Below are 21,316 nucleotides of genomic sequence, written 5' to 3' on the forward strand. Positions count from 1 at the left end.
AACCCTGTCTGAACGCACAGTTCATTAGCCGTTACGCGCAGTTTCTGACCGGCGTAAATGCACTGCTGCCGGGCGTATCATGGAATGTCATCTTTTCTCTACCCCAAGGGGTCAAGCTGTGTCCAATGTTGAAGAAGCTTCGAACACCGCGCAAGTGACCGGCAGCAGCCGCGTCAAGCGCGGGATGGCGGAAATGCTCAAGGGCGGCGTCATCATGGATGTTGTCACCCCGGAGCAGGCCCGCATCGCCGAGGATGCCGGCGCCGTTGCCGTCATGGCACTCGAGCGTGTACCCGCGGACATCCGCGCGCAGGGCGGCGTATCGCGGATGTCTGACCCCGACATGATTGACGGCATCATCGAGGCCGTATCCATCCCCGTCATGGCGAAGGCCCGCATCGGGCATTTCGTCGAGGCGCAGGTGCTGCAGTCCCTCGGTGTCGACTACATCGATGAGTCAGAGGTACTCACCCCTGCTGACTACACCAACCACATCGACAAGTGGAAGTTCACCGTGCCTTTCGTGTGCGGCGCGACCAACCTCGGTGAAGCGCTTCGCCGCCTCAATGAGGGCGCGGCAATGATCCGCTCGAAGGGTGAGGCAGGAACCGGAGACGTTTCCAACGCAACCATGCACATGCGCAAGATCCGCTCGGAGATCGCGCGCCTGAGCTCCATGGCTGAAGACGAACTCTATGTCGCAGCGAAGGAGCTGCAGGCACCGTTCGAGCTCGTCAAGGAAGTTGCTGCATCCGGGAAGCTGCCTGTGGTGCTGTTCACCGCTGGCGGCATCGCCACTCCGGCTGACGCCGCAATGATGATGCAGCTCGGTGCTGACGGTGTGTTTGTCGGCTCCGGCATCTTCAAGGCCGGCAACCCGGCTGAACGTGCAGCAGCCATCGTCAAGGCAACCACCTTTTACGATGACCCGGACATGGTGGCTAAGGTTTCGCGCGGCCTCGGTGAGGCGATGGTCGGCATCAACGTCGACGAGATTCCGCAGCCGCACAGGCTTGCTGAGCGCGGCTGGTAACTAGCACGCCCGATATTGAGTTCACAGGAGAGGGTCGGACATCGCGTCCGGCCCTCTCCTGTAGGCGCCGGAACCTCCTTGAACGCCGTCAGCACGGTCGGCACGGCGGCAACCGGCGCTAGGCTGGCCAGGTGAGCTTTCGCAGCAGGTATATGGTCCACGCGGCGGCCCTTTCGGCGCTCCTGCTGGCATCCGCGTGCTCTACTGCCGAAAGCGTTCCGTCGCCGGATGAAGCGCCGGGCCAAGGCACGCCGTCGTCGGCTCCTGCCTCTCCCGGCAGCGGATCTCCGGATCCGGTCCAATCCGCCCCCGTGGCCACCTCTCCGAAACCGGACCAGTCCGGCACATGCCCCAGTGACCCGTGCACCACGGTGGTGGTGACCGGTGACCTGCTGCTCCACGAAGGCCTGTGGGATCAGGCTGTCGCCGACGGTAAGGATGGACTGGACTTTGGTCCGATGCTTTCGGGGCAGAAGGAATTCGTGGAACCCGCGGACCTCGCAATCTGCCACCAGGAAACACCCCTTGCGAATCCGGACGGGCCGTTCTCCGGCTTCCCAGCCTTCAACGTGCCGCCGCAGATCATCGAAACCGTTGCCGATCTTGGTTATGACGCGTGCACTACCGCAAGTAATCACACGCTCGACGCCGGGACGGACGGCGTCGACCGCACCCTCGATGCCCTGGACGGTGCGGGACTGGAACACACAGGGTCTTACCGCGCGCCCGTCGATGCTGATGAACCGTTCATAGTGGACACAGGTGAGGCGAAGATCGCGGTCATCACTGGCACGTATGCACTAAACGGATTGACTCCTGCCTTCCCCGAGCAGGTGGATCTGCTGGATCTATCGGCGATGATCGCCAAGGGAAGGCTGGCGCGCGAGGCAGGTGCCGACGTCGTACTGGCCGCGGTCCATGCCGGCGACGAATACGCTGACTACGCCAACGAACAGCAACAGCAGGTTGCGCATGCGCTCGTTGACAGCAGTGAATTTGACCTGGTTTACGGCCACCACAGCCACTCCGTGCTTCCCATCGAGAAGTACAGGGGTGTTTGGATCGTCTATGGGTTGGGAAACACCATCGCGGCTCACCTGACGCCCGACATCCGGAATACCGAGGGCCTCCTGGTGGAGGTGTCGTTCGAGCAGCACGACGGCGGTTGGCGTGACGCCGGGCTGCGCTGGCTGCCTGTCACCTGGAACGGCGCGGGCCACCGCTGGTGTCCGGTGGCCGCCTACAGGTTGGCGGAGATGGCCGCTGAAAATGCCGCGTGTGTTTCGACCGCGGCCGACGCCGCGAGCAGGGAACGAACCAAGGTGACCGTGGAGTCACTTGGTGCTGACGGTGCGGGGGCGGTTGAATGGCAGGGAGAGTGAGTGCGGCGTGGCTGCAGATCACCGGAGCTGAAGCCACCAGGTATTGCCCCGCCCGATCAGCTCGAACCCGCGGCGGACGTAGAGCTCGTACCCCTCGGGGGTTGCATTGAGCGCAAGCTCCCGAGCTCCGGCGGCGGCGGCCTGATCCGCCACGGTTGCCAGCAGTGCAGTCCCAAGGCCCTGCCTGCGGTACTGGGGAAGTACTTCCATGTTAAAGAGTCCGCCAAGTCCTCCGGTACCAGCAGCGGCGTCGTAGAAGGAGTACGCAGCCCCGGCGGGGCTGTCTCCACTGTGGGCAAGCGCGTGCCAGGCGCGTACGGGCGTCGAACGCGCCACGCGGAGCTCAGCGGCAAGAGCGCCGGTGTACTCCTCGACCTCTGTACAGACAGATACAACAGCAGCTCCAGGCGCAACTTCCGGTAGCTCGGCTTGTAACCGCTCGACCGGGGCGCTCATCCACCAAGGCTGCCAGCCGGGCTGGAAACCGAATTCGCCCAGCCCGCCCGCGCGGACGGCACCGTTCAGCCATACCCCCACTGTTTTCGCGCCCAGCCTCACTCCCTCGGCAAGTCCTGGCCGCAACCCGGCGGCTGACACTGTGGTGGGGAACATCAGCATGAGCTCGCTCCTGGCAGGCAACCAGATCCAGTCGCACTCGTGCGTGGTGAACGTACGGCCGCCGGTTGCCTGCGCGATCGCAGCGAACCAGGCCCGCTGAATGCGCTGGCAACCGGCGATCGTTGTCATACGGCTAGGCCAGGCCCCTGCGCTCAAGGAGTGGTTCGATTGCGGCGGGCCGGCCGCGGAAAGTGCGGAATGCTTCCAGCGGATCGATACTGTAGCCGCGGGAGAGGAGTTCCTTGCGGAAGTGTGAGCCGTTCCCGCGCGTCAGGCCACCGGATTCATTGAACCAATCCACAGTGTCAGCGTCCAGCACTTCACTCCAGATGTAGGCGTAGTACGCGGCGGAGTAGCCGCCCGCAAAGATGTGCTTGAAGTAGCCGGTGCGGTAGCGGGGTGGGACAGGAGCGTAATCAACGCCAGCTTCCTGCAGCGCCTGACGCTCGAACGCTTCAGGATCTTCGACGGTGGTGCCGGGCGCCAGTTCATGCCAGGCGAGATCGAGGAGGGCGGCACCGAGGTACTCGGTTGTTGCGAAGCCCTCGCCCCATTGCTGCGCAGCCACCAGCTTGTCGATTGTTGACTGGGGGAGCGCCTCGCCGGTGCGGTAGTGGCGCGCGTAGTTGCTCACAACCTCCGGCCAGAGGATCCACATCTCGTTGACCTGGGACGGGTACTCAACGAAGTCACGCGGCACTGACGTCCCGGAGAAGAGCGGATAGGTCACATCGGAGAACAGGCCGTGCAAGGCGTGGCCGAACTCATGGAACGTTGTGCGGACCTCGTCATAGGTCAATAGCGTCGGTTCGCCAGCGGGTGGCTTCGACACATTGAGGTTATTGATGACAACTGCACGCGTGCCGTTCAGCGCGGATTGTTCCATGAAGGAGTTCATCCAGGCGCCGCCGTTCTTCGTGTCGCGAGTGTAGTAGTCCCCTAGGAAGAGGCCCAGTTCCGTGCCGTCCTCTTCCCGGATCTCCCAGACCCGCACATCAGGGTGGTAACCCTCAAGGTCCGGACGCTCGTGGAAAGTGAGTCCGTACAGCTTTTGCGCGGCGAAGAACACGCCGTCGGTCAGCACCCGGTCCAGTTCGAAGTAAGGGCGCAACGCTGCCAGGTCTACATCGAAGCGCTCGGAGCGAACCTTCTCCGAGTAGTACGCCCAGTCCCAGGCCTCGATCGGGTGGCCCGCCGCAGCTTCCAGCTCCTGCGCTTCCGCGCGTGCATTGCGGACCGCGGGCTTGGCCAGCCGTTCGAGCATTGCATGGATCGCGTCGAGCGAGGGCGCAGTCTGGTCATCGGTTGCCAGCTCTGCGTGGTTGGCGAAGCCGAGAAGAGCGGCGCGTTCGGCGCGCAGGGAAGCCAGCTTCGCTGCGATTCCGGTGGTGTTGTTCTCATTGTCCCGGAAGCCCCGGTTCACCGACGCTTCGTACAACCGGCGCCGGGTGTCCCGATTGGCCAGATTCGCTATCGCGGGCTGTGAAGTGGGCAGGATGAGGGTCAGCATGTACTTGCCTTCGTGGCCCGCTGCTGTGGCGGCGTCCGCGGCGGAGGCGATATCGTCGTCGGACAGGCCCTCCAGTTCGCCCCGGTCACTGCACAGCAAGGCGGATGCATTGGTGTCGCGCAGCAGACGCTGCCCAAACTCGGTGCCAAGGCGCGAGAGTTCCCCGTTCAGTTCGCGCAGGCGCTGCTGTGCACCGGCGTCGAGTTGGGCGCCCGCCCGGATGAAACGCTGGCGGTACTCGTCAATGAGGCGGACGGATTCGGCGTCGAGCCCGTCTGCGGACACCTTGTTGACCCGCTCAAAGAGGGCGGCATTGAGGTAGATATTGTCTTCGTGCGCCGCCAACCGCGGTGCTATCTCCTGCTCAACAGCCTGGATACCTTCTGTTGAGTGTGACGAGGAGGCGTTGTAGAACACCCGGGCCACCCGTTGCAGCGTCTTTCCGGCGAGCTCCAACCCGACGATCGTGTTCTCGAAAGTGGGAGGCTCCGGGTTGGCCGCAATGCTTTCGATCTCTCCCAGATGAGCGCTGATTCCCTCCTCGAAGGCGGGCAGGTAGTGCTCCTCACGGATCTGCGCGAAGGGCGGCAGCTGATAGGGCAGGGTGCTGGGCGCTGAAAAAGGGTTGCTCATGAGAACTAACCTTTGCATACCGAGCCGCCGCGCTCCAGCGGTTCGAGGGCAACAATGCCGGCCGGATCTATCATGAAGGCTAATCCCCAAGGAGATCTTCATGGCCCAACAGATCAGTTTCGTCCGAGCGCGCACCGCAGCGGTGGCTGCGGCCCTGATGCTGGCCACCTCCGGCTGCATGGGAGCAGGTGAGGGGCGCACGACTGAGGGCACCCAACCGACGACGACGTCGCCCCCAGCCTCCGGGACGCCGGCACCCAGCTCGTCGCCGTCGCCGTCGCCGTCGCCGTCGCCAACGCCCGGCAAAGGCCCCGACTGCCCCACGGACCGTTGCTTCTCGCTCCTGCTGTCCGGTGATCTCCTGGTCCACCCGCAACTCTGGGACCAGGCGGTGGCTGACGCCCAGCAGACAGGGAACGGGAGTCTCGACTTCGAGCCGCTGCTCGCCGGTCAACGCCCATACATCGAAGCCAGCGACCTTGCGGTGTGCCACATGGAAACCCCCGTCTCCGCCCCGGAAGGCCCCTTCAGCGGTTACCCGCAGTTCAACGTTCCACCCCAGATCCTCGATGCCGCCAAGGCTGTGGGCTATCAGGCCTGCACCACTGCGAGCAACCACACGATCGACGCCGGCACTGAGGGTCTGGTACGCACCCTTGACACATTGGACCGGCTGGAACTCGAGCACACCGGGTCCTACCGGAGCGAAGAGGACGCACAGGACCTCATGATCCTTCAGACGCCAGCGGGGAAAGTGGCGGTCATCCAGGCAACCTACGGGCTCAACGGGTTGATTCCGGAGGCGCCCTGGCAGGTAGACATGCTTGACGCTCCCACCATGATCGTGAAAGCGGAACGCGCGCGTGAAGAGGGTGCCGACGTCGTCGTCGCGGCGGTGCATGCCGGCGATGAATACGCGTCCCTGCCAAACCAGCAGCAGATCGACCTCACCCATGCGCTTGCCGACAGCGGCGCCGTGGACTTCATTTACGGGCACCACACACACTCTGTACTGCCCATCGAGTTCTACAACGACACGTGGATTGTGTACGGGCTCGGCAATGGTGTCACTGAACTTTCGCCGGTCTACGACGTCAACAACGAGGGACTCACCGTCCGGGCGCAGTTCGCTGAGGAAAACGGGGAATGGACGGTCAGCGATCTCGCCTGGGTGCCATCGGTGATTGTGCGCGATCCGTACCGCTGGTGTTCGCTGGCGCCGGACCAGGAACCTGGATCCTGCTCGACGGAGGAGCATGAAGAGGCGGTCAAGGCGCGCACCCTGGCGACCGTTGATGCGTTCGGCGCAGTGAACGACGGCGCGCGCCAGTGGACGGTAACCGAGGAAGACTGACGCTGTGGAAGGTACGAGAGCTTCAGCGCGGCCTGGCCGCAGCGTGCTGCCGGGCCAGTTCAGCGAGTGAGTCGTCAACGACTCCTGGCTCAAAGGTGCCGTATTTGCGCTCCACAGCCTGCTGGATCAGGAAATCGGCTACGGCGGGGTTTTTCGGCAGCAGGGACCCGTGGAGGTAGCTCGCCACGATATTCAGGTGCCGCGCACCCTCATGGTCGTCGCGGGAGTTGTTTCCTTCCCCTTTGGTGACTGTCGCCAGCGGCCTTGCGTCGGCACCAAGGTAGGTCTGGCCGCTGTGGTTCTCGTACCCGTGGATGTCGCCGAATTCCTCGCTGCGTGCCACCACATTGCCGATGAGCCTTTCACTGCCGCCATGCGTCTCAACGTCCAGGATTCCGATGCCGGGGATCAGCGTGCCGTCATGGGTCTTGAAGAATTTTCCGAACAGTTGGTACAGGCCGCAGATCGCGAGCATCGGGGTGCCATCCTCTGCGAGCGACCGAAGCCGGGCGGCATTCGCCTGGAGGTCCTGCTGGATGACCACCTGGCCGCTGTCCTGCCCCCCACCGCCGATCAGGAGGTCAACGTCGTCCGGGAAAACATCGCCGGCATTGTGCTCCAGAAGGACGGCGTCATAACCGTGCCACTGAAGGCGCTGCTTGAGCACCAGCACGTTGCCCCAGTCGCCGTAGATGTTCATGTCACGCGGGTAAAGCTGCAGGACCCTGACTGTTCCTTTGCTTGTTTCCTTGCGCGCGCTTGTATTCTCACTCATCAGGACACCACCTTCACTTCAGCGATCCGGGACAGGTCGCGGCGGATCGCAAGCATTGCCGTATAGGTGCAGAAGATCCGCTTCGGGCTTCCCTTCGCATCGCGGATGAAGCTGCGCAGCGCGGACGTCGTGTCGACGTCGACCGCCCGTGTGGGCACGCCGTCGTACTTCAGGCGCAGCGCCATGTCGTAGGCACGCACGCCGCTCACCATCTCCACTCCACCAATCTTGAGACTGTCGAAATCGACGTCCCAGAGCCAGGACATGTCGCGTCCGTCCGCGTAATTGTCATTGATCGCGATCATGGTGGCGTGCCCCAGGGCATCGAATGATTTCAGGCCGAGCCGGAAGCCGCTCGGATTCTTCACGAGTACCAGTTCCAGGGGCTGGCCGTCGACCACGAGGGATTCGCCCCGCCCGAAGGCAGGCTCAACGGCCGCGAGGGACCGCAGCAAGTCCGCACGCTGAGTCCGGGAACCCATGATCACGCGGGCCATGGCCAATGCCGCGGCGGCATTGAAGATGTTGTAGACGCCGCGGAGGCTGAGGTCCACGGTGCTCGATTCACCGTCCATCGTGAAGGAGGCCGTGTTCCCATCCACTGTTTCGAGTACGACGTCGGCGGGCAGCGAAGAAGCAGGTGCGGTGCCTGTGGCGCCGCGCAGGTCATCGTCGCTGGGGAAGGTGCTCCGAAGGCTCTCGTCCAGGCCGAAGTAGGTGACGTGCGCTGATTCCACTGACTGGGCAATCGATGCCACGCGGGGGTCTTCGCGGTTAAGGACAACTGTTCCGGTGGTCTTTCGTGCAATCTGCTCGAGGAGCCGCGTGGTCTTGTCGATTTCCCCGAAACGGTCCAGCTGGTCCCGCAGGACATTCAGGAGAAGGCAGTGAGTGGGGGGTACAAGGTTCACGAAGTGCACCGCATGGGCCTCATCAAGTTCAAGGACCGCGACGTCTGCCTTGAGCTTACCGAGCCAGTTCACCTCGCCGAGCAGGGCCGCCGCCACGCCACGGGTGAAGTTACTGCCGGTCCGGTTGGTGAAGACGCGCAGCCCCTGGCCCTCGAGTAGTTCCACCACCATTTTGGTGGTTGTGGTCTTCCCGTTTGTTCCGCTGACCACCACCACTCCGTAGGGCAGGTTCTTCAGTGCACGGGCCATGAAGCCCGGATCGATCCGCTCGACCACCAGCCCTGGGAATGCGGATCCGCCACCGCGCAGCCTTGAAGCGGCGCGGACTGCTTTGCCAATGGGAACGCTCACGCTAGAGGGGCCAACCATGATCCCTAACTTATCGCGCTTTGGCTTAGGGCTTGGCAGGCCACCTAGAATGAACCGGTGACTTCCACCAACCCCTCTCCGGGCTCGCCCCTGCGCGTTGGCGTGCTCGCCGTGCAGGGTGATGTCCGTGAACATGTCCGCGTGGTCGAATCGCTCGGCGGCGTACCGACGCAGATCCGTCGGCCCAGCGAGCTGGAAGCGATCGAGGGCCTCATCATCCCCGGCGGGGAGTCGACCACCATGGACAAGCTCACCCGGGCGTTCGGTTTAGCTGAACTGCTGCGCGACCTGATTCAGGGCGGTTTCCCGGTCTACGGTTCCTGCGCCGGGATGATCATGCTCGCAGACACCATCGCCGATGCCGCACTGGACCTGCGCGGCAACCCACAGCAGACCCTTGGCGGGCTGGACATCGTGGTCCGGCGGAATGCCTTTGGGCGGCAGCGGGAGTCCTTTGAAACCGACCTCCACTTCCCTGAGGTGTCGAACAGTGAAAGGCCGGTTCACGCGGCTTTCATCCGCGCACCCTGGGTGGAGATGGTGGGGGACTCGGTAGAGGTGCTTGCTCAGGTCGATGCACCTGACACGCCTCCCGCCGAGCACCGGGCCGAGCAGAATGTGCCCGCGCCGGTCGCTAGAATTGTCGCAGTTCGCTCGGGAAACCTGCTGGCAACCAGCTTCCACCCTGAAGTTACCGGTGAACACCGGATCCACGAGCTTTTTCTATCGATGATCGCCAAAAGAAGGGCAGAGCATGTCGGGGCACTCTAAATGGGCTACCACCAAGCACAAAAAGGCGGCAATTGATGCCAAGCGTGCCAAGTCCTTCGCCAAGCTGATCAAGAACATCGAGGTTGCTGCCCGGGCGGGCGGTGCGGATCTGTCGGGTAACCCCGGGTTGGAACTGGCCGTCCAGAAGGCCAAGAAGACCTCTGTTCCCATCGACAACATCAACCGCGCGGTGAAGCGGGGCGCAGGCCTACTCGGCGAAGCGGTCGATTACTCGGAGATCATCTACGAAGCACGCGGTCCGCAGGGCTCCGCGCTGCTCATCGAATGCCTTACCGACAACAAGAACCGCGCGGCCTCCGAGGTCCGCGTCGCCATTACCCGCAACGGCGGGACCATAGCGGACCCGGGTTCGGTTGCGTACCTCTTTTCACGGAAGGGCGTTGTGTCCCTGCCCAAGAAGGAACTCGCTGAGGACGATGTCCTTATGGCGGTCCTGGACGCGGGCGCCGAGGAAGTCAAGGATTCCGGCGATTCCTTCGAGGTTCACTCGGAGGCCTCGGATCTCCGTGCCGTTGTCGCAGGCCTCGAAGAAGCCGGCATCGAGTACGAGACCGACGAAGTCGAGTTCGTCCCCTCAATGCAGGTGGAATTGGATGCTGATGCCGCCCGGAAGTTCCTGAAGCTCGTCGATGCGCTTGAAGAGCTCGACGATGTCCAGAACGTCTACTCGAACGCCGAGCTCAACGACGACGTCCTGGCGCAGCTTGAGAGTGACGACTAATCCGGTCTCCGCAACCCGTCGGAAACGCCGTGACGCCGGCAGGAACATGACGCAGGTCAGGCCATGACAATTCGCGTCATGGGCGTGGACCCCGGCCTCACCCGTTGCGGACTGGCGGTTGTCGACGTCGAACCCAACCGCCGCGCCACCCTGGTGGCTGTCGGGGTGGTGGGAACGCCCGCCGGTGAAAGCCTCGATAAGCGGCTGCTGACCATCGCCGAAGAGGTGGATACCTGGCTGGATGCACACACCCCGGACGTTCTCGCCGTCGAGCGTGTCTTCAGCCAGCTCAACGTCAGCACCGTGATGGGCACTGCCCAGGCTTCCGGCGTCGTCATCGTATGTGCCGCGCGGCGCGGGATACCGGTAGCGCTCCACACTCCCACCGAAGTCAAGGCGGCAGTGACCGGTAACGGCCAGTCTGACAAGGCAGCCGTGACGAAGATGGTCACCAAGATCCTCCGCCTTAGTACGGCCCCCACTCCGGCTGACGCCGCCGACGCCCTGGCCCTGGCCATCACGCACGCCTGGCGTACCGGGCCGTCGTCGGCGGCCAAACTCCAGGGCAGTGGGGCAGGTCTGACGGCAGCGCAGCGCCTGTGGGCGGAAGCCGCAGCAAAGGCACGACGACGGCGATAAGCGCGTTGCGGCACCGGCGTACCGGTGTGGCGGCGCAGGAATGCCGGTCTCTGGCCCTAGGCTGATTAGTAAGTATGTTCGGTAGTATTCACACCCACCTGCTGAGGAGCCGCACCCATGATCAGCTCTCTGACCGGGACCGTCACCCACGTCGGCCTGCACTCTGCCGTCCTGGACGTCAACGGCTTCGGAATGCTGGTGCAGGCCACGCCGCAAACACTTTCCACCCTCCGGCAGGGAAGTAAGGCCCTGGTCCACACAGCCATGATTGTCCGTGAGGACTCCATGACGCTGTTCGGATTCACGGAGCCGGGGGAGCGGGAGGTCTTCGAGACACTCCTCGGCGTGAGTGGCGTTGGTCCCCGGCTTGCGCTCGCGGTCCTTGCTGTCCACACTCCGGAAGCCATTCGAGTGGCGGCGTCGTCAGGGGATGACAAAGCGTTCAGCAAGGTTCCAGGAATCGGACCGAAGGGGGCGCGGCGGATCGTCCTTGAACTTGCCGACAAACTCGTTCCGCTCGAAGCAGGGGCAAAGCCCGGCACACCGGGCAACCCGTGGCAGGGCCAGGTGCTCGCAGCCATGATGGGGCTCGGCTGGTCTGAGAAGGATGCCGGCTCCGCTATCGATGCAGCTGTTCGGGATTCTCCCGAGGTTGCTGCAAGCGGCGACGTTGGGTCCATCCTGAAGCTCACGCTCCGTCGGCTGGGGCAGGACGGCGCCCGAACCTCCTCCCGGACGCGGGTGTAGCAGGTGGCCGCCGAAGAAGAACAACCGCTTGTGTCAGCGGCGGTGGATCCCGAAGATCGCGCCGTCGAGGCCGCCCTTCGACCGAAGAATCTGGACGATTTCGTAGGACAGGCGCGCGTGCGCCGCCAGCTTTCCCTCGTACTCGAGGCGTCCCGGATCCGCGGGCGCAGCGCGGATCATGTGCTGCTCTCAGGGCCGCCCGGGCTTGGCAAAACCACCCTGGCATTAATCATCGCCGCGGAAATGAACGCACCTCTGCGCATCAGCTCCGGACCAGCCATCCAGCATGCCGGTGACCTTGCCGCGATTCTCTCCTCGCTGACGGAGGGTGAAGTGCTGTTCCTCGATGAGATCCACCGGATGTCCAGGCCGGCCGAGGAAATGCTCTATATGGCCATGGAGGATTTCCGCGTTGACATTATTGTCGGCAAGGGTCCGGGTGCAACGGCCATCCCGCTGGAGCTGCCGCCTTTCACTCTTGTTGGCGCGACCACCCGCGCCGGGCTTCTTCCGGGGCCCTTGCGCGACCGCTTTGGATTCACCGGCCACCTGGAGTTCTACTCAACGGGCGAGCTTGAACTGGTGCTGCGCCGTTCGGCCATGATGATGGACATGCGGGTCAATTCGGCAGCCTTCGCCGAGATCGCCGGGCGATCCAGGGGAACTCCGCGTATCGCCAACCGGCTGCTTCGCCGGGTCCGTGACTGGGCGCTCGTTCACTCTGTGGATGTGATCGACGCGCGGTGCGCTGGCGCCGCACTGGATATGTATGAGGTGGACGAGAAGGGCATGGACCGCCTTGACCGTGCTGTCTTAACGGCCCTGGTGACGAAGTTCAATGGGGGGCCGGTGGGCTTGTCAACGCTGGCGATAGCCGTCGGGGAAGAACCCGAGACGGTGGAAACCGTCGCCGAGCCCTACCTGGTGCGCGAGGGCATGCTTGGACGGACCCCGCGCGGCCGGATCGCGACCGCAGCCGCTTGGGCACACCTGGGCCTCGCCATGCCGCCCACGGTCGCTGCTGCGATGCCCGAAGACCTGTTTTCGATTATTGACGGGGATAGACCTGAAAGTTATGCCAGCGGTACCAAAGAAAACAATGAAGACGCCGGATGGAACAGCTCAGGCGGCTAGTGCATAGGATCGCCGGGGTTCCCCTTACACTGATATGACGCGCGGCACACTACGCGGCACTGCTGTGGAGTCAAAGCCCCAGGTGCTGCGCGCGCCCGTGGAAATCGGCGTCGTACTCGTGACACGCGAACCGGCTCACGCTGACCAAATATAGGAATGGAACTTTTCTGTGCTCGCAAATGTAGTTGCCCAGCCCGCCCAGCAGACAGGCGGAGGGTTCGGCTTCTTTGAACTTCTCCTCCCGCTGGCTCTCGCCTTCCTGATCTTCACCATGTTCCGCAAGCAGCGGAAAATGAAGAAGCAGGTTGCTGAACAGCGCACGCAGATGGTGCCAGGCACCGAGGTGATGACCAACTTCGGTTTGTTCGGCACCCTGGTTTCGCTCGACGAGGACAACAACAAGGCGCTCATTGAGATTTCTCCGGGCGTCACGGCGACCGTTCACTCCCAAGCCCTCAGCAAGGTGGTTGCCCCTCAGGACTCCGAGGAAGACGCCGTTGACTCTGAAGCTTCGGCCACCGTTCCTGACGATGCATCCTCGTTAACCGCTCCGCAGGACAATGCTGCGCAGGAGAACGTTGATCGGACCGCGGCATCGGATAGCACCGAACGTCCTGCGTCCCATGAAACGGCGGAAACGCCGCACGGAACGTCACAGGAAACACCAGAAGAGACCCTCGAGCGCCTCAACCGGGAGAATGCGCGCGAACGCAACGACAAAGACCAGTAACAACGACGGCGGGGCAGCGAAGCCGCTCTACGAAGTCTCAGCTCCAAGACCTGAAGGATTCTCCCACCATGGCACGAACCGGCCCGGGCGCGGCGGCTAAACGGACACTCGTTTGGCTTGGCGTGATTTTTGCACTGTTAGCTCTGCTGCTTGGCGGTGGCTCCATATGGAGCAACGCCAGTTGGGTTCCCAAGCTCGCCCTTGATCTTGAGGGGGGTACGCAGATGATCCTTTCCCCGGAGGTTCAGGGTGGAGGTGAGGAAATCACCCCCGAGCAGCTGGATCAGGCGGTGGAGATCATCCGCCAGCGCGTAGACGGCAGTGGCGTTGCGGAAGCGGAGATCAGTACCCAGTCCGGCCAGAACGTCATCGTGGCGCTTCCAGGTATCCCCGAGCCTGAAACACGGGAGCTCATTCAGGCGTCGGCGCAAATGGAATTCCGGCCCGTCCTCCTGGGAGGCGCCGGGCAGGCCCCGGCGGCCGAGACCCCCACTCCCGAGGACCAGTTGCCGACTCCCGCAGCCGAGCCGACCGACGCGAGTGATCCGAACTGGATCGACGCCGAAATTCTTCAGGAATTCGAAGCCACCGATTGCACCAGTGCCGAAGCGGCGGAGCCAGCTGTCGAGCCGGCACCGGCAGACCAGCCGATGGTCGCGTGCGAGCCGGACACCTTGGGCAAGTACATCCTCGGCCCGGTCGAGGTGCGTGGCACTGACATCGAATCTGCCGATTTCGGTATGGCCCGCGGTAACCAGGGCCAGGCCCTGAACCAGTGGGTCGTCAATATCGACTTCAATGACGCAGGAACCGAAACGTTCCGCTCTGTCACCGAACGGCTCTTCTCCATCGGAGCCGGAGATCCGCGTAACCAGTTCGCGATCGTGCTGGACGGCGTCATCGTCTCGGCGCCAACAACCAACGCCGTTATCCCTGACGGGCGCCCGCAGATCAGCGGAAGCTTCACGGAAGAATCCGCGGCGGCGCTTGCAGAGCAGCTCAAGTATGGTGCGCTGCCCATCAGTTTCGAGATCCAGAGCGAGCAGCAGATTTCCGCGACGCTCGGCGCAGACCAGCTCCGGCTCGGTATGATCGCGGGCCTCATCGGCCTGGTTCTCGTCGCGGTGTACTCAATTTTCCAGTACCGGATGCTCGGCCTCGTGACCATCGCTTCGCTTGTCGTCGCTGGAGCTCTCACCTACCTGGCTATCTGCATTCTGGGCTGGACGGAAAACTATCGTCTTTCGCTGGCAGGTGTTGCGGGCCTGATTGTCGCTATCGGACAGACTGCGGACTCATTCATCGTCTACTTCGAGCGCATCAGGGACGAGCTGCGTGACGGACGCGGGCTGGTGTCCGCGGTCGAGAACGGCTGGCGCCGTGCCAAGCGCACCGTGCTGGCATCGAAGGCAATGAACCTCCTCGCCGCCGTCGTGCTGTACTTCGTCGCGGTGGGCAACGTGCGCGGCTTCGCGTTCACCCTCGGCTTGACGGCAATCGCAGACCTCATTGTGGTGTTCCTCTTCACCCACCCGACCATGCGCCTCCTTGCCATGACCAAGTTCTTCGGAGAAGGCCACCGCTGGTCGGGCCTCGATCCTTCGAAGCTCGGAGTGCTCCCGCTGTACCGGGGTGCGGGACGGGTTCGCCACAAGCCGGTCGAAACTCCTGTCGCGGTTGGACTTCGCGGAAGGAACAAGGCTGCAGCCGGCGAAGCCGAGCGCCGGATGACGATTGCCGAACGCCGGCTGGCCGAGCAGCAGAAACAATCGGACAACCCGCAGACGGTTTCAGCCCGAACACGTGGATCCCAGGAAGGGGACAACCAATGAGCCGCTTCAGTTTCGCGGAGTTCGGTAACGAGCTTTACTCCGGCAAGCGTTCATACCCGTTTGTCGGCAAGGCCAAGCTCTGGTTCCTCATAGCAGGAGCTGCGGTACTGGTATCCCTGGTGATTCCGCTCGTCAAGGGCGGGTTCAATCTCGGAATCGATTTCCGCGGCGGGTCCGAGTTCACTGTCTCGAACGTCCAGGACACCTCCGTTGAAGCCGGCGAGCAGGCAGTTACCGGTGTGGTGGCTGACGCCGTTCCCAGGGTTACCAACATCGCCCCGGAAACCATGCGCATCCAGACCGAGCGGCTGACCGATGATCAGACGCTCAACGTCCGTGATTCGCTGATCGGTGCCTACAGCGTGACTGAGGAGGAGGTCACCTCGAACTTCGTTGGCCCTACCTGGGGTGAGGACGTCAGCCGGCAGGCCCTCATTGGCCTCATTGTGTTCGTGGTGCTTGCGGCAATCCTGATGGCCTTGTACTTCCGGACCTGGAAGATGTCCGTTGCCGCCATGGCGGCGCTGGTGGTGGTGATGATCACGACTGCCGGCATCTACGCTCTCAGCGACTTCGAAGTGACGCCATCCGCCGTGATTGGCTTCCTGACCATTCTTAGCTACTCGCTGTACGACACAGTGGTGGTTTTCGACAAGGTGCGGGAAAACACTGCGGACCTTGGCGACTCCAATAAGCGCACCTTCGGCGAGCAGGTGAACCTCGCAGTGAACCAGACCCTGGTCCGGTCCATCAACACCTCGGTGGTCGCTGTTCTGCCCGTTGCCGCGATCCTCTTCATTGGCGCACTGCTGCTCGGTGCCGGAACATTGAGGGACCTCTCCCTGGCACTGTTCGTCGGAATCATCATCGGAACCCTGACGACCGTGTTTGTCGCTGCTCCGATGTACGCGATGCTGCGGAGGAACGAGCCTGAGATCCGCAAGCAGGAGAAGCGCGTGAAGCATCGGCGTGAGATCGAAGCCAAGAACGAGGCAAACGCGGTCCCGGCTTAGTCTCTCCATAGAAAATCGTCCTCTGGCCCGGCACTTCATCGAAAGTGCCGGGCCAGGTGCTTTAAGGGGCGGTCTGGAGATCGCGCGTGCACGGTACTGCTGGCCGGGCGGATAAACTTGGAGTGTCAACTGATTCTGTGGCAAGTTGTAGCCTTATCCGTCCCGGTCCAGGGATGGCAGAAATACAACGGAGAAGGGGTTGTGGGTGGCTGAAGCCAATGGTCCCGGGGGCCCGTCCGGCACGGTGTCTTCTGCCGAGCCGGTCGCAGACGTGAGTGACCATCACGGGGATGCCGCATCCGTCCTTCCGGATGCACCTGGCGCAGTGCCGTCGAGCGCCGGCTCCGACCAGCCGGGCGGCCCCGGCCGCCGTGAGCGGACCAGGGCACGGCTCGCGCGTCTGGCAGGCCGCGGGCCTACCGGGTATTCGCCCATACTTGAACCGTTGCTCCGCACAGTGCGCGCCAACAATCCCAAAGAAGACCTCGAGTTCATCAAGCGGGCGTACGAGGTAGCGGAGCGCAGCCACGAGGGTCAGAAGCGCAAGAGCGGTGATCCATACATCACCCACCCGGTCGCCGTCGCAACCATCCTCGCTGAGCTTGGCATGAGCGGCACTACACTCGCGGCCGCACTGCTCCACGACACCGTTGAGGACACCAGCTGCACGCTTGAAGACATCCGGCGTGATTTCGGGCAGGAAGTCGCCATGCTCGTTGACGGCGTAACCAAGCTCGACAAGGTGTCATTCGGTGACGCTGCGCAGGCGGAAACTGTGCGCAAGATGGTCGTTGCCATGGCCAAAGACATCCGTGTGCTGGTGATCAAACTTGCTGACCGGTTGCACAATGCACGCACCTGGCGCTTCGTCTCTCCGGAGTCTTCGGCGCGCAAGGCCCGGGAGACCATCGAAATCTTTGCCCCCCTGGCGCACCGCCTGGGTATGAACACGATCAAGTGGGAGCTGGAGGACCTCTCCTTCGCCGCACTGCACCCGAAGGTCTACGAGGAAATCGTCCGGATGGTCGGTGACCGCACCCCTGAACGGGAGAAGCACCTCAACCTCGTCCGGGATCAAATCGGTGAAGATCTGCGGTCCGTGAAGATCAAGGCAACCATCAGCGGGCGGCCCAAGCACTACTACTCCATCTACCAGAAGATGATCGTCCGCGGTAAGGACTTCGACGACATCCATGACCTGATGGGTATCCGGGTCCTTGTGGACAGCGTGCGTGACTGCTACGCGACCCTTGGCCAATTGCATGCCAGATGGAATCCGCTCCCGGGCAGGTTCAAGGACTACATCGCAATGCCGAAGTTCAATATGTACCAGTCGCTGCACACCACGGTCATCGGCCCGGGCGGACGCCCCGTCGAAGTGCAGATCCGGACCCACGACATGCACCGCCGGGCAGAGTACGGTGTTGCCGCACACTGGAAGTACAAGAACCAGGGCGGCGCCGGAGGGAGCGATGCTCCAGACAACAGTGACATGGGCTGGCTTCGCAGCCTCGTGGACTGGCAGCAGGAAACCTCGGATCCCGATGAGTTCCTCGACTCCCTGCGCTTCGAGATCAACGCCCGTGAGGTGTTTGTCTTCACGCCAAAGGGCGAGGTCATGGCCCTGCCCGCCGGGTCCACGCCCGTGGACTTCGCTTATGCCGTTCACACCGAGGTAGGCCACCGAACCATCGGGGCACGGGTCAACGGCAAGCTCGTTCCCCTCAATAGCGAGCTCAACCACGGCGACTGGGTTGAGGTCTTCACGTCGAAAGCTGAAGGTGCCGGCCCGAGCCAGGACTGGCAGGGATTCGTCAAGAGCCCAAGGGCCCGGAACAAGATCCGCCAGTGGTTCACCAAGGAACGCCGCGAAGAGGCCATCGAAAAGGGCAAGGATCAGCTGACGCGCGCCATGCGCAAGCAGAATCTTCCCCTGCAGCGGATGATGACGCATGACGCGCTCCTCGCCGTCGCCCAGGAACTTCGGCACACGGACATCTCAGCCCTGTATGCGGCTGTCGGTGACGGGCACAGCTCGGCACAGAACGTCATCGAGCATCTCGTCGCCCTCATGGGCGGTCACGCCGGCGCCGAGGAAGACATTGAGGAATCCACTGTTGCCGCACAGCCGCGGCGCCCGAAGTTCTCTGATTCCGGCGTCACCGTCCGTGGAGTGGGCGACGTGTGGGTCAAGCTTGCACGCTGTTGCACCCCGGTTCCGCCGGATCCGATCGTCGGTTTCGTCACCCGCGGCTCCGGAGTGTCGGTGCACCGGACCGATTGCAGGAACGTTGAGGAGCTGCGCGACCAACCCGGCCGCATTGTCGACGTCGAATGGGCGCCAACGCAATCGAGCGTTTTCCTTGTCGAGATTCAGGTCGAGGCGCTGGACCGCAAGAGCCTGCTCTCCGACGTCACCCGAGTGCTTTCGGAGAACCACGTCAACATCCTTGCTGCGAGCGTGAACACTTCCACCGACAGGGTGGCGCTGTCGCGGTTCGCCTTCGAAATGGGCGACCCGAAGTACCTCAGCCACATCCTGGGCGCTGTACGCCGGATCGATGGTGTGTTCGACGTCTACAGGACCACCGGCGCCCAGCGGCGAATTTAGGCGGCTACGCCCCGCTTGTGATTTGGCTGCTGGTGAACTAGCTGCGCAGCGCTTCCCTCAGCCGGGTGAGCGCGCGGGTCTTCCCGGGGATCCGGGTGGAGGTTTCGAGGGAGAGAATCACCAGGTTCAGCGGACAGCTCAGATCCGGTTGTGCTGCGATGCGCCGAAGGGCCTGCACCGCCCAGGAGTCTTCTCCGTGAATGGCGGTGTCCAGTGCGGTCCGCAGCGGCGAGGTCACTTCCACGCCGCCGATCATTCTTACGTCGCACGGTCCCAGGCTGACCTGATGCATGATCGCGTCGCTGAACGGAGGCAACGCGGTGGTCCTGCGGCGATGGTCCGTGACGAGGCTCACGATCAAAGGCGGAGGGGCGCACCCGTAGACCCACGCAGCGCTCTGCCGGGCCAGGGCTACTCGGGAATGGAGGCTACGGGGCACGGCATTCATGGCGGCTTGGGCCTTGAGAGCCGGTGTAGCGGACTGGTCGACGCGCACGTAGGACTCCCCGCACACAAGTTCCATCAGACCGTCCAGCCGCATAGCCTGAAGTTCCACAGAGCTGAACAGGCCCCCACTGTGGAACAGCACGCCTCCGGTTGAATTCACCGTGAGGTCGCGGCGGAGGTGTGGCCGCGCGTACTGCGGTGGACCTTGCGTGAGGGACATACCCCAAGCTTCCCCAACTCACGTCACAGAAGAAAGTCCCGGCTGCGTTGCTGTGGATAACAGCGCAACCGGGACTCGCTTTGTATCGAAGGGCTAGGCGAAATCCTGTGCTGACTTCTGGAGCATTTCCAGCCATTGTTTGCGTGCTTCGAGGGCCTCGCGCGCGGCCGAGATCCGCCGTTCGTCACCCTGCACGACTGCCGCAGCGAGGTCATCCTCCAGCGAGGAAATGGTGTTCTCCAGCTGGGTGAGGGCGCTGTTGGTGCGGGCCTTCGTCTCGGGGTTGGACCGCTGCCAGTGTTCGTCCTCGGCAGCTTTCACGGCATCTTCGACCTCGCGCAGCCTGGCCTCGATACGGCCCATGTCAGCACGGGGCACCTTGCCCGCTTCTTCCCAACGGTCGCGGATGGACTGCAGCGCTTTCCTTGCAGTACCGGCGTTCTTGACGGGCAGGAGCTGCCGGGCTTCGGCAACGAGCGCTTCCTTTACCGCAAGATTGGCCCCGTATTCCTCGTCGATCGCTTCGTTGGCGGTCTTGCGGGCGGCAAAGAAGGTGTCCTGGGCCGCGCGGAACCGTGCCCACAGGGCGTCGTCGTCCTTGCGGCTGGCGCGCTTGGATTCCTTCCACTCATCCATGAGGTGTCGGTATTCGGCAGCCGTATGGCCCCAGTCGGTGGAGGTTGACAGCTCCTCTGCCTTCTGGATGAGTGCTTCCTTGGTCCGTTTGGCTTCGGCGTTCTCGCTATCGAGCTGCGAGAAGTAGGCCCGGCGGTGACGGTCGAAGACGGTGCGCGCCGAACGGAAGCGCTTCCATAGTGCGTCTTCAGTCCCTCGACCGAGGCGCATCCCGGACTTCTGGGCAGCCTTCCACTGTTCGAAGAGCTCGTTCATGCGGGTGCTGCTTGCTTTCCACTGCACGGTTCCGGGATCACGTCCGGCCAGCTCCTCGGCTTCAGCAACGATGGCTTCCCGCGTTTGAAGTTCCCGCGCCCTGGCGGCGTCCTGCTCGGACTTCTCCGCGGTTTCGAGCTCGGCGATCAGCCCGGCGAGCGATTGGATGCGGCCCTCAAGCGCGAGCACGTCACCCACCATCTTGCGCTCAGCTACCTGCTCCCGCAGGTGCGCGGCGGTCTTCCGCATATCCGTTGACGGCGCCTTGGCGTGCACGCGCTGCTCCAGCAGCGTCACCTGGGCGGCGACGTCGTCGTACTTCCGCACGAAGTAGCCGAGCGCTTCCTCCCGCGGTGCATCGGGGTACTGGCCAACGGGAAACTCTTCCTCGCCGACAATGAGGAAGACATGACCGTCCTCTTCCACGCGGGCAAACTTCGCAGCCTCATCCAGGGATGTGCTGTGGGCAGGCGGTACGACGACGGCGGCCGGCGCGGCGGGACCGCTGGACCTCGGTGCCATTGCGGCAGGGGTGGGGCGGGGACGCCCAGGCCTGATTGATCCGGGCTTGGGGGCGGCGGGTGCGGGAGGCTGCTCAGCGGAATCTTCGGGCTCTGCCGGCGCGGAATCTTCAGGTTCTACCGGCGCGGGAGCTACAGGCTCCGCCGGTGCGGCCGCGGGCGCTGTCTCAATGTCAACCTCACCGTCGCTGCCACCGGGAGCGGTTGCTTCGGGTGTGGCAACTTCTTCGTCGCCACCTTCAGCGGGCGCAGCGTCGGTCCCAACAGTCCGCAGTTCACCTTCAGCCGGGGATTCCTCCGGAACCGCAGGAGCCTGCGGCTCGCTCGGGGCAGCGTCAGGCTCGGTCTCTTCCGCTGCCGCCGGTGCTTCGGGAGTGCCGGCACTGTCCGGGCTGTCCGTGTTATCAAGGACATCGATAGCGTCGGTCGTGTC

General features: G+C 63.4%; 18 protein-coding genes. 12 read left to right on the plus strand and 6 right to left on the minus strand.

The features are described 5' to 3' along the window. Window positions 1-79 precede the first annotated feature (79 nt). Together pdxS and ACWA1U_RS11475 are read left to right on the plus strand one after the other, a co-directional pair. Window positions 80-1,033 carry a pyridoxal 5'-phosphate synthase lyase subunit PdxS gene (gene pdxS / locus ACWA1U_RS11470; RefSeq protein ID WP_463722314.1) on the plus strand — a complete coding sequence of 318 codons (954 nt, stop codon included), beginning with the start codon at window positions 80-82 and terminating at the stop codon, window positions 1,031-1,033. Between the two features lie 131 nt (window positions 1,034-1,164). Next, window positions 1,165-2,415, plus strand: a complete 1,251-nt coding sequence (locus tag ACWA1U_RS11475) for a CapA family protein (RefSeq protein WP_463722315.1) — start codon at window positions 1,165-1,167, stop codon at window positions 2,413-2,415. An 18-nt stretch (window positions 2,416-2,433) separates the two neighbouring features. On the opposite strand, the gene ACWA1U_RS11480 is transcribed toward ACWA1U_RS11475, so the two are convergent. Next, on the minus strand, window positions 2,434-3,162 hold the full coding sequence (locus tag ACWA1U_RS11480; RefSeq protein ID WP_463722316.1) for a GNAT family N-acetyltransferase: 729 nt from the start codon (window positions 3,160-3,162) through the stop codon (window positions 2,434-2,436). A gap of 4 nt (window positions 3,163-3,166) precedes the next feature. Next, on the minus strand, window positions 3,167-5,176 hold the full coding sequence (locus tag ACWA1U_RS11485; protein WP_463722317.1) for a M3 family metallopeptidase: 2,010 nt from the start codon (window positions 5,174-5,176) through the stop codon (window positions 3,167-3,169). 346 nt (window positions 5,177-5,522) lie between these two features. Here ACWA1U_RS11485 and ACWA1U_RS11490 point away from each other — a divergent pair, with 346 nt between their 5' ends. Continuing rightward, on the plus strand, window positions 5,523-6,530 hold the full coding sequence (locus tag ACWA1U_RS11490; protein WP_463725027.1) for a CapA family protein: 1,008 nt from the start codon (window positions 5,523-5,525) through the stop codon (window positions 6,528-6,530). A 22-nt stretch (window positions 6,531-6,552) separates the two neighbouring features. Here the strand turns inward: ACWA1U_RS11490 and ACWA1U_RS11495 are convergent, their stop codons facing one another. Then, entirely contained in the window at window positions 6,553-7,305 is a 753-nt protein-coding gene (locus tag ACWA1U_RS11495; RefSeq protein ID WP_463722318.1) for a type 1 glutamine amidotransferase, read from the minus strand. Next, entirely contained in the window at window positions 7,305-8,585 is a 1,281-nt protein-coding gene (locus ACWA1U_RS11500) for a MurT ligase domain-containing protein (RefSeq protein ID WP_463722319.1), read from the minus strand. Before ACWA1U_RS11500 ends, ACWA1U_RS11495 begins: the two co-directional genes overlap by 1 nt. 57 nt (window positions 8,586-8,642) lie before the next feature. Between ACWA1U_RS11500 and pdxT the strand changes: the two genes are divergently transcribed. The 9 genes from pdxT to ACWA1U_RS11545 all read left to right on the plus strand — a co-directional run bounded on the left by pdxT (window position 8,643) and on the right by ACWA1U_RS11545 (window position 18,804). Next, window positions 8,643-9,356 carry a pyridoxal 5'-phosphate synthase glutaminase subunit PdxT gene (gene pdxT, locus ACWA1U_RS11505; RefSeq protein ID WP_463722320.1) on the plus strand — a complete coding sequence of 238 codons (714 nt, stop codon included), beginning with the start codon at window positions 8,643-8,645 and terminating at the stop codon, window positions 9,354-9,356. Continuing rightward, entirely contained in the window at window positions 9,340-10,098 is a 759-nt protein-coding gene (locus tag ACWA1U_RS11510) for a YebC/PmpR family DNA-binding transcriptional regulator (RefSeq protein WP_463722321.1), read from the plus strand. The genes pdxT and ACWA1U_RS11510 overlap by 17 nt, the downstream gene beginning before the upstream one ends. 63 nt (window positions 10,099-10,161) lie before the next feature. Further along, entirely contained in the window at window positions 10,162-10,737 is a 576-nt protein-coding gene (gene ruvC / locus ACWA1U_RS11515; RefSeq protein WP_463722322.1) for a crossover junction endodeoxyribonuclease RuvC, read from the plus strand. Between the two features lie 117 nt (window positions 10,738-10,854). Continuing rightward, complete coding sequence (ruvA, locus tag ACWA1U_RS11520; RefSeq protein ID WP_463722323.1) at window positions 10,855-11,484, plus strand: Holliday junction branch migration protein RuvA; 630 nt, start codon at window positions 10,855-10,857, stop codon at window positions 11,482-11,484. 3 nt (window positions 11,485-11,487) lie between these two features. Continuing rightward, window positions 11,488-12,618 carry a Holliday junction branch migration DNA helicase RuvB gene (gene ruvB / locus ACWA1U_RS11525; protein WP_463722324.1) on the plus strand — a complete coding sequence of 377 codons (1,131 nt, stop codon included), beginning with the start codon at window positions 11,488-11,490 and terminating at the stop codon, window positions 12,616-12,618. Between the two features lie 169 nt (window positions 12,619-12,787). Next, a complete protein-coding gene (locus tag ACWA1U_RS11530) occupies window positions 12,788-13,348 on the plus strand; it encodes a preprotein translocase subunit YajC (RefSeq protein ID WP_463722325.1) in 561 nt (186 codons plus the stop codon). A gap of 68 nt (window positions 13,349-13,416) precedes the next feature. Then, complete coding sequence (secD, locus tag ACWA1U_RS11535) at window positions 13,417-15,180, plus strand: protein translocase subunit SecD (RefSeq protein WP_463722326.1); 1,764 nt, start codon at window positions 13,417-13,419, stop codon at window positions 15,178-15,180. Then, complete coding sequence (secF, locus tag ACWA1U_RS11540) at window positions 15,177-16,193, plus strand: protein translocase subunit SecF (RefSeq protein ID WP_463722327.1); 1,017 nt, start codon at window positions 15,177-15,179, stop codon at window positions 16,191-16,193. Before secD ends, secF begins: the two co-directional genes overlap by 4 nt. A 325-nt stretch (window positions 16,194-16,518) precedes the next feature. Next, the gene (locus ACWA1U_RS11545) at window positions 16,519-18,804 is read left to right on the plus strand and encodes a RelA/SpoT family protein (protein ID WP_463725028.1); all 2,286 of its coding nucleotides are present in this window, start codon (window positions 16,519-16,521) and stop codon (window positions 18,802-18,804) included. Window positions 18,805-18,841: 37 nt separating this feature from the next. Here ACWA1U_RS11545 and ACWA1U_RS11550 read toward each other — a convergent pair whose 3' ends face one another. Both ACWA1U_RS11550 and ACWA1U_RS11555 read right to left on the minus strand, forming a co-directional pair. After that, on the minus strand, window positions 18,842-19,471 hold the full coding sequence (locus ACWA1U_RS11550) for a hypothetical protein (protein WP_463722328.1): 630 nt from the start codon (window positions 19,469-19,471) through the stop codon (window positions 18,842-18,844). 93 nt (window positions 19,472-19,564) lie between these two features. Next, window positions 19,565-21,157, minus strand: a complete 1,593-nt coding sequence (locus ACWA1U_RS11555; RefSeq protein ID WP_463725029.1) for a DUF349 domain-containing protein — start codon at window positions 21,155-21,157, stop codon at window positions 19,565-19,567. Window positions 21,158-21,316 lie beyond the last annotated feature (159 nt).

Source organism: Arthrobacter sp. TRD_SC_6 (assembly GCF_055361185.1).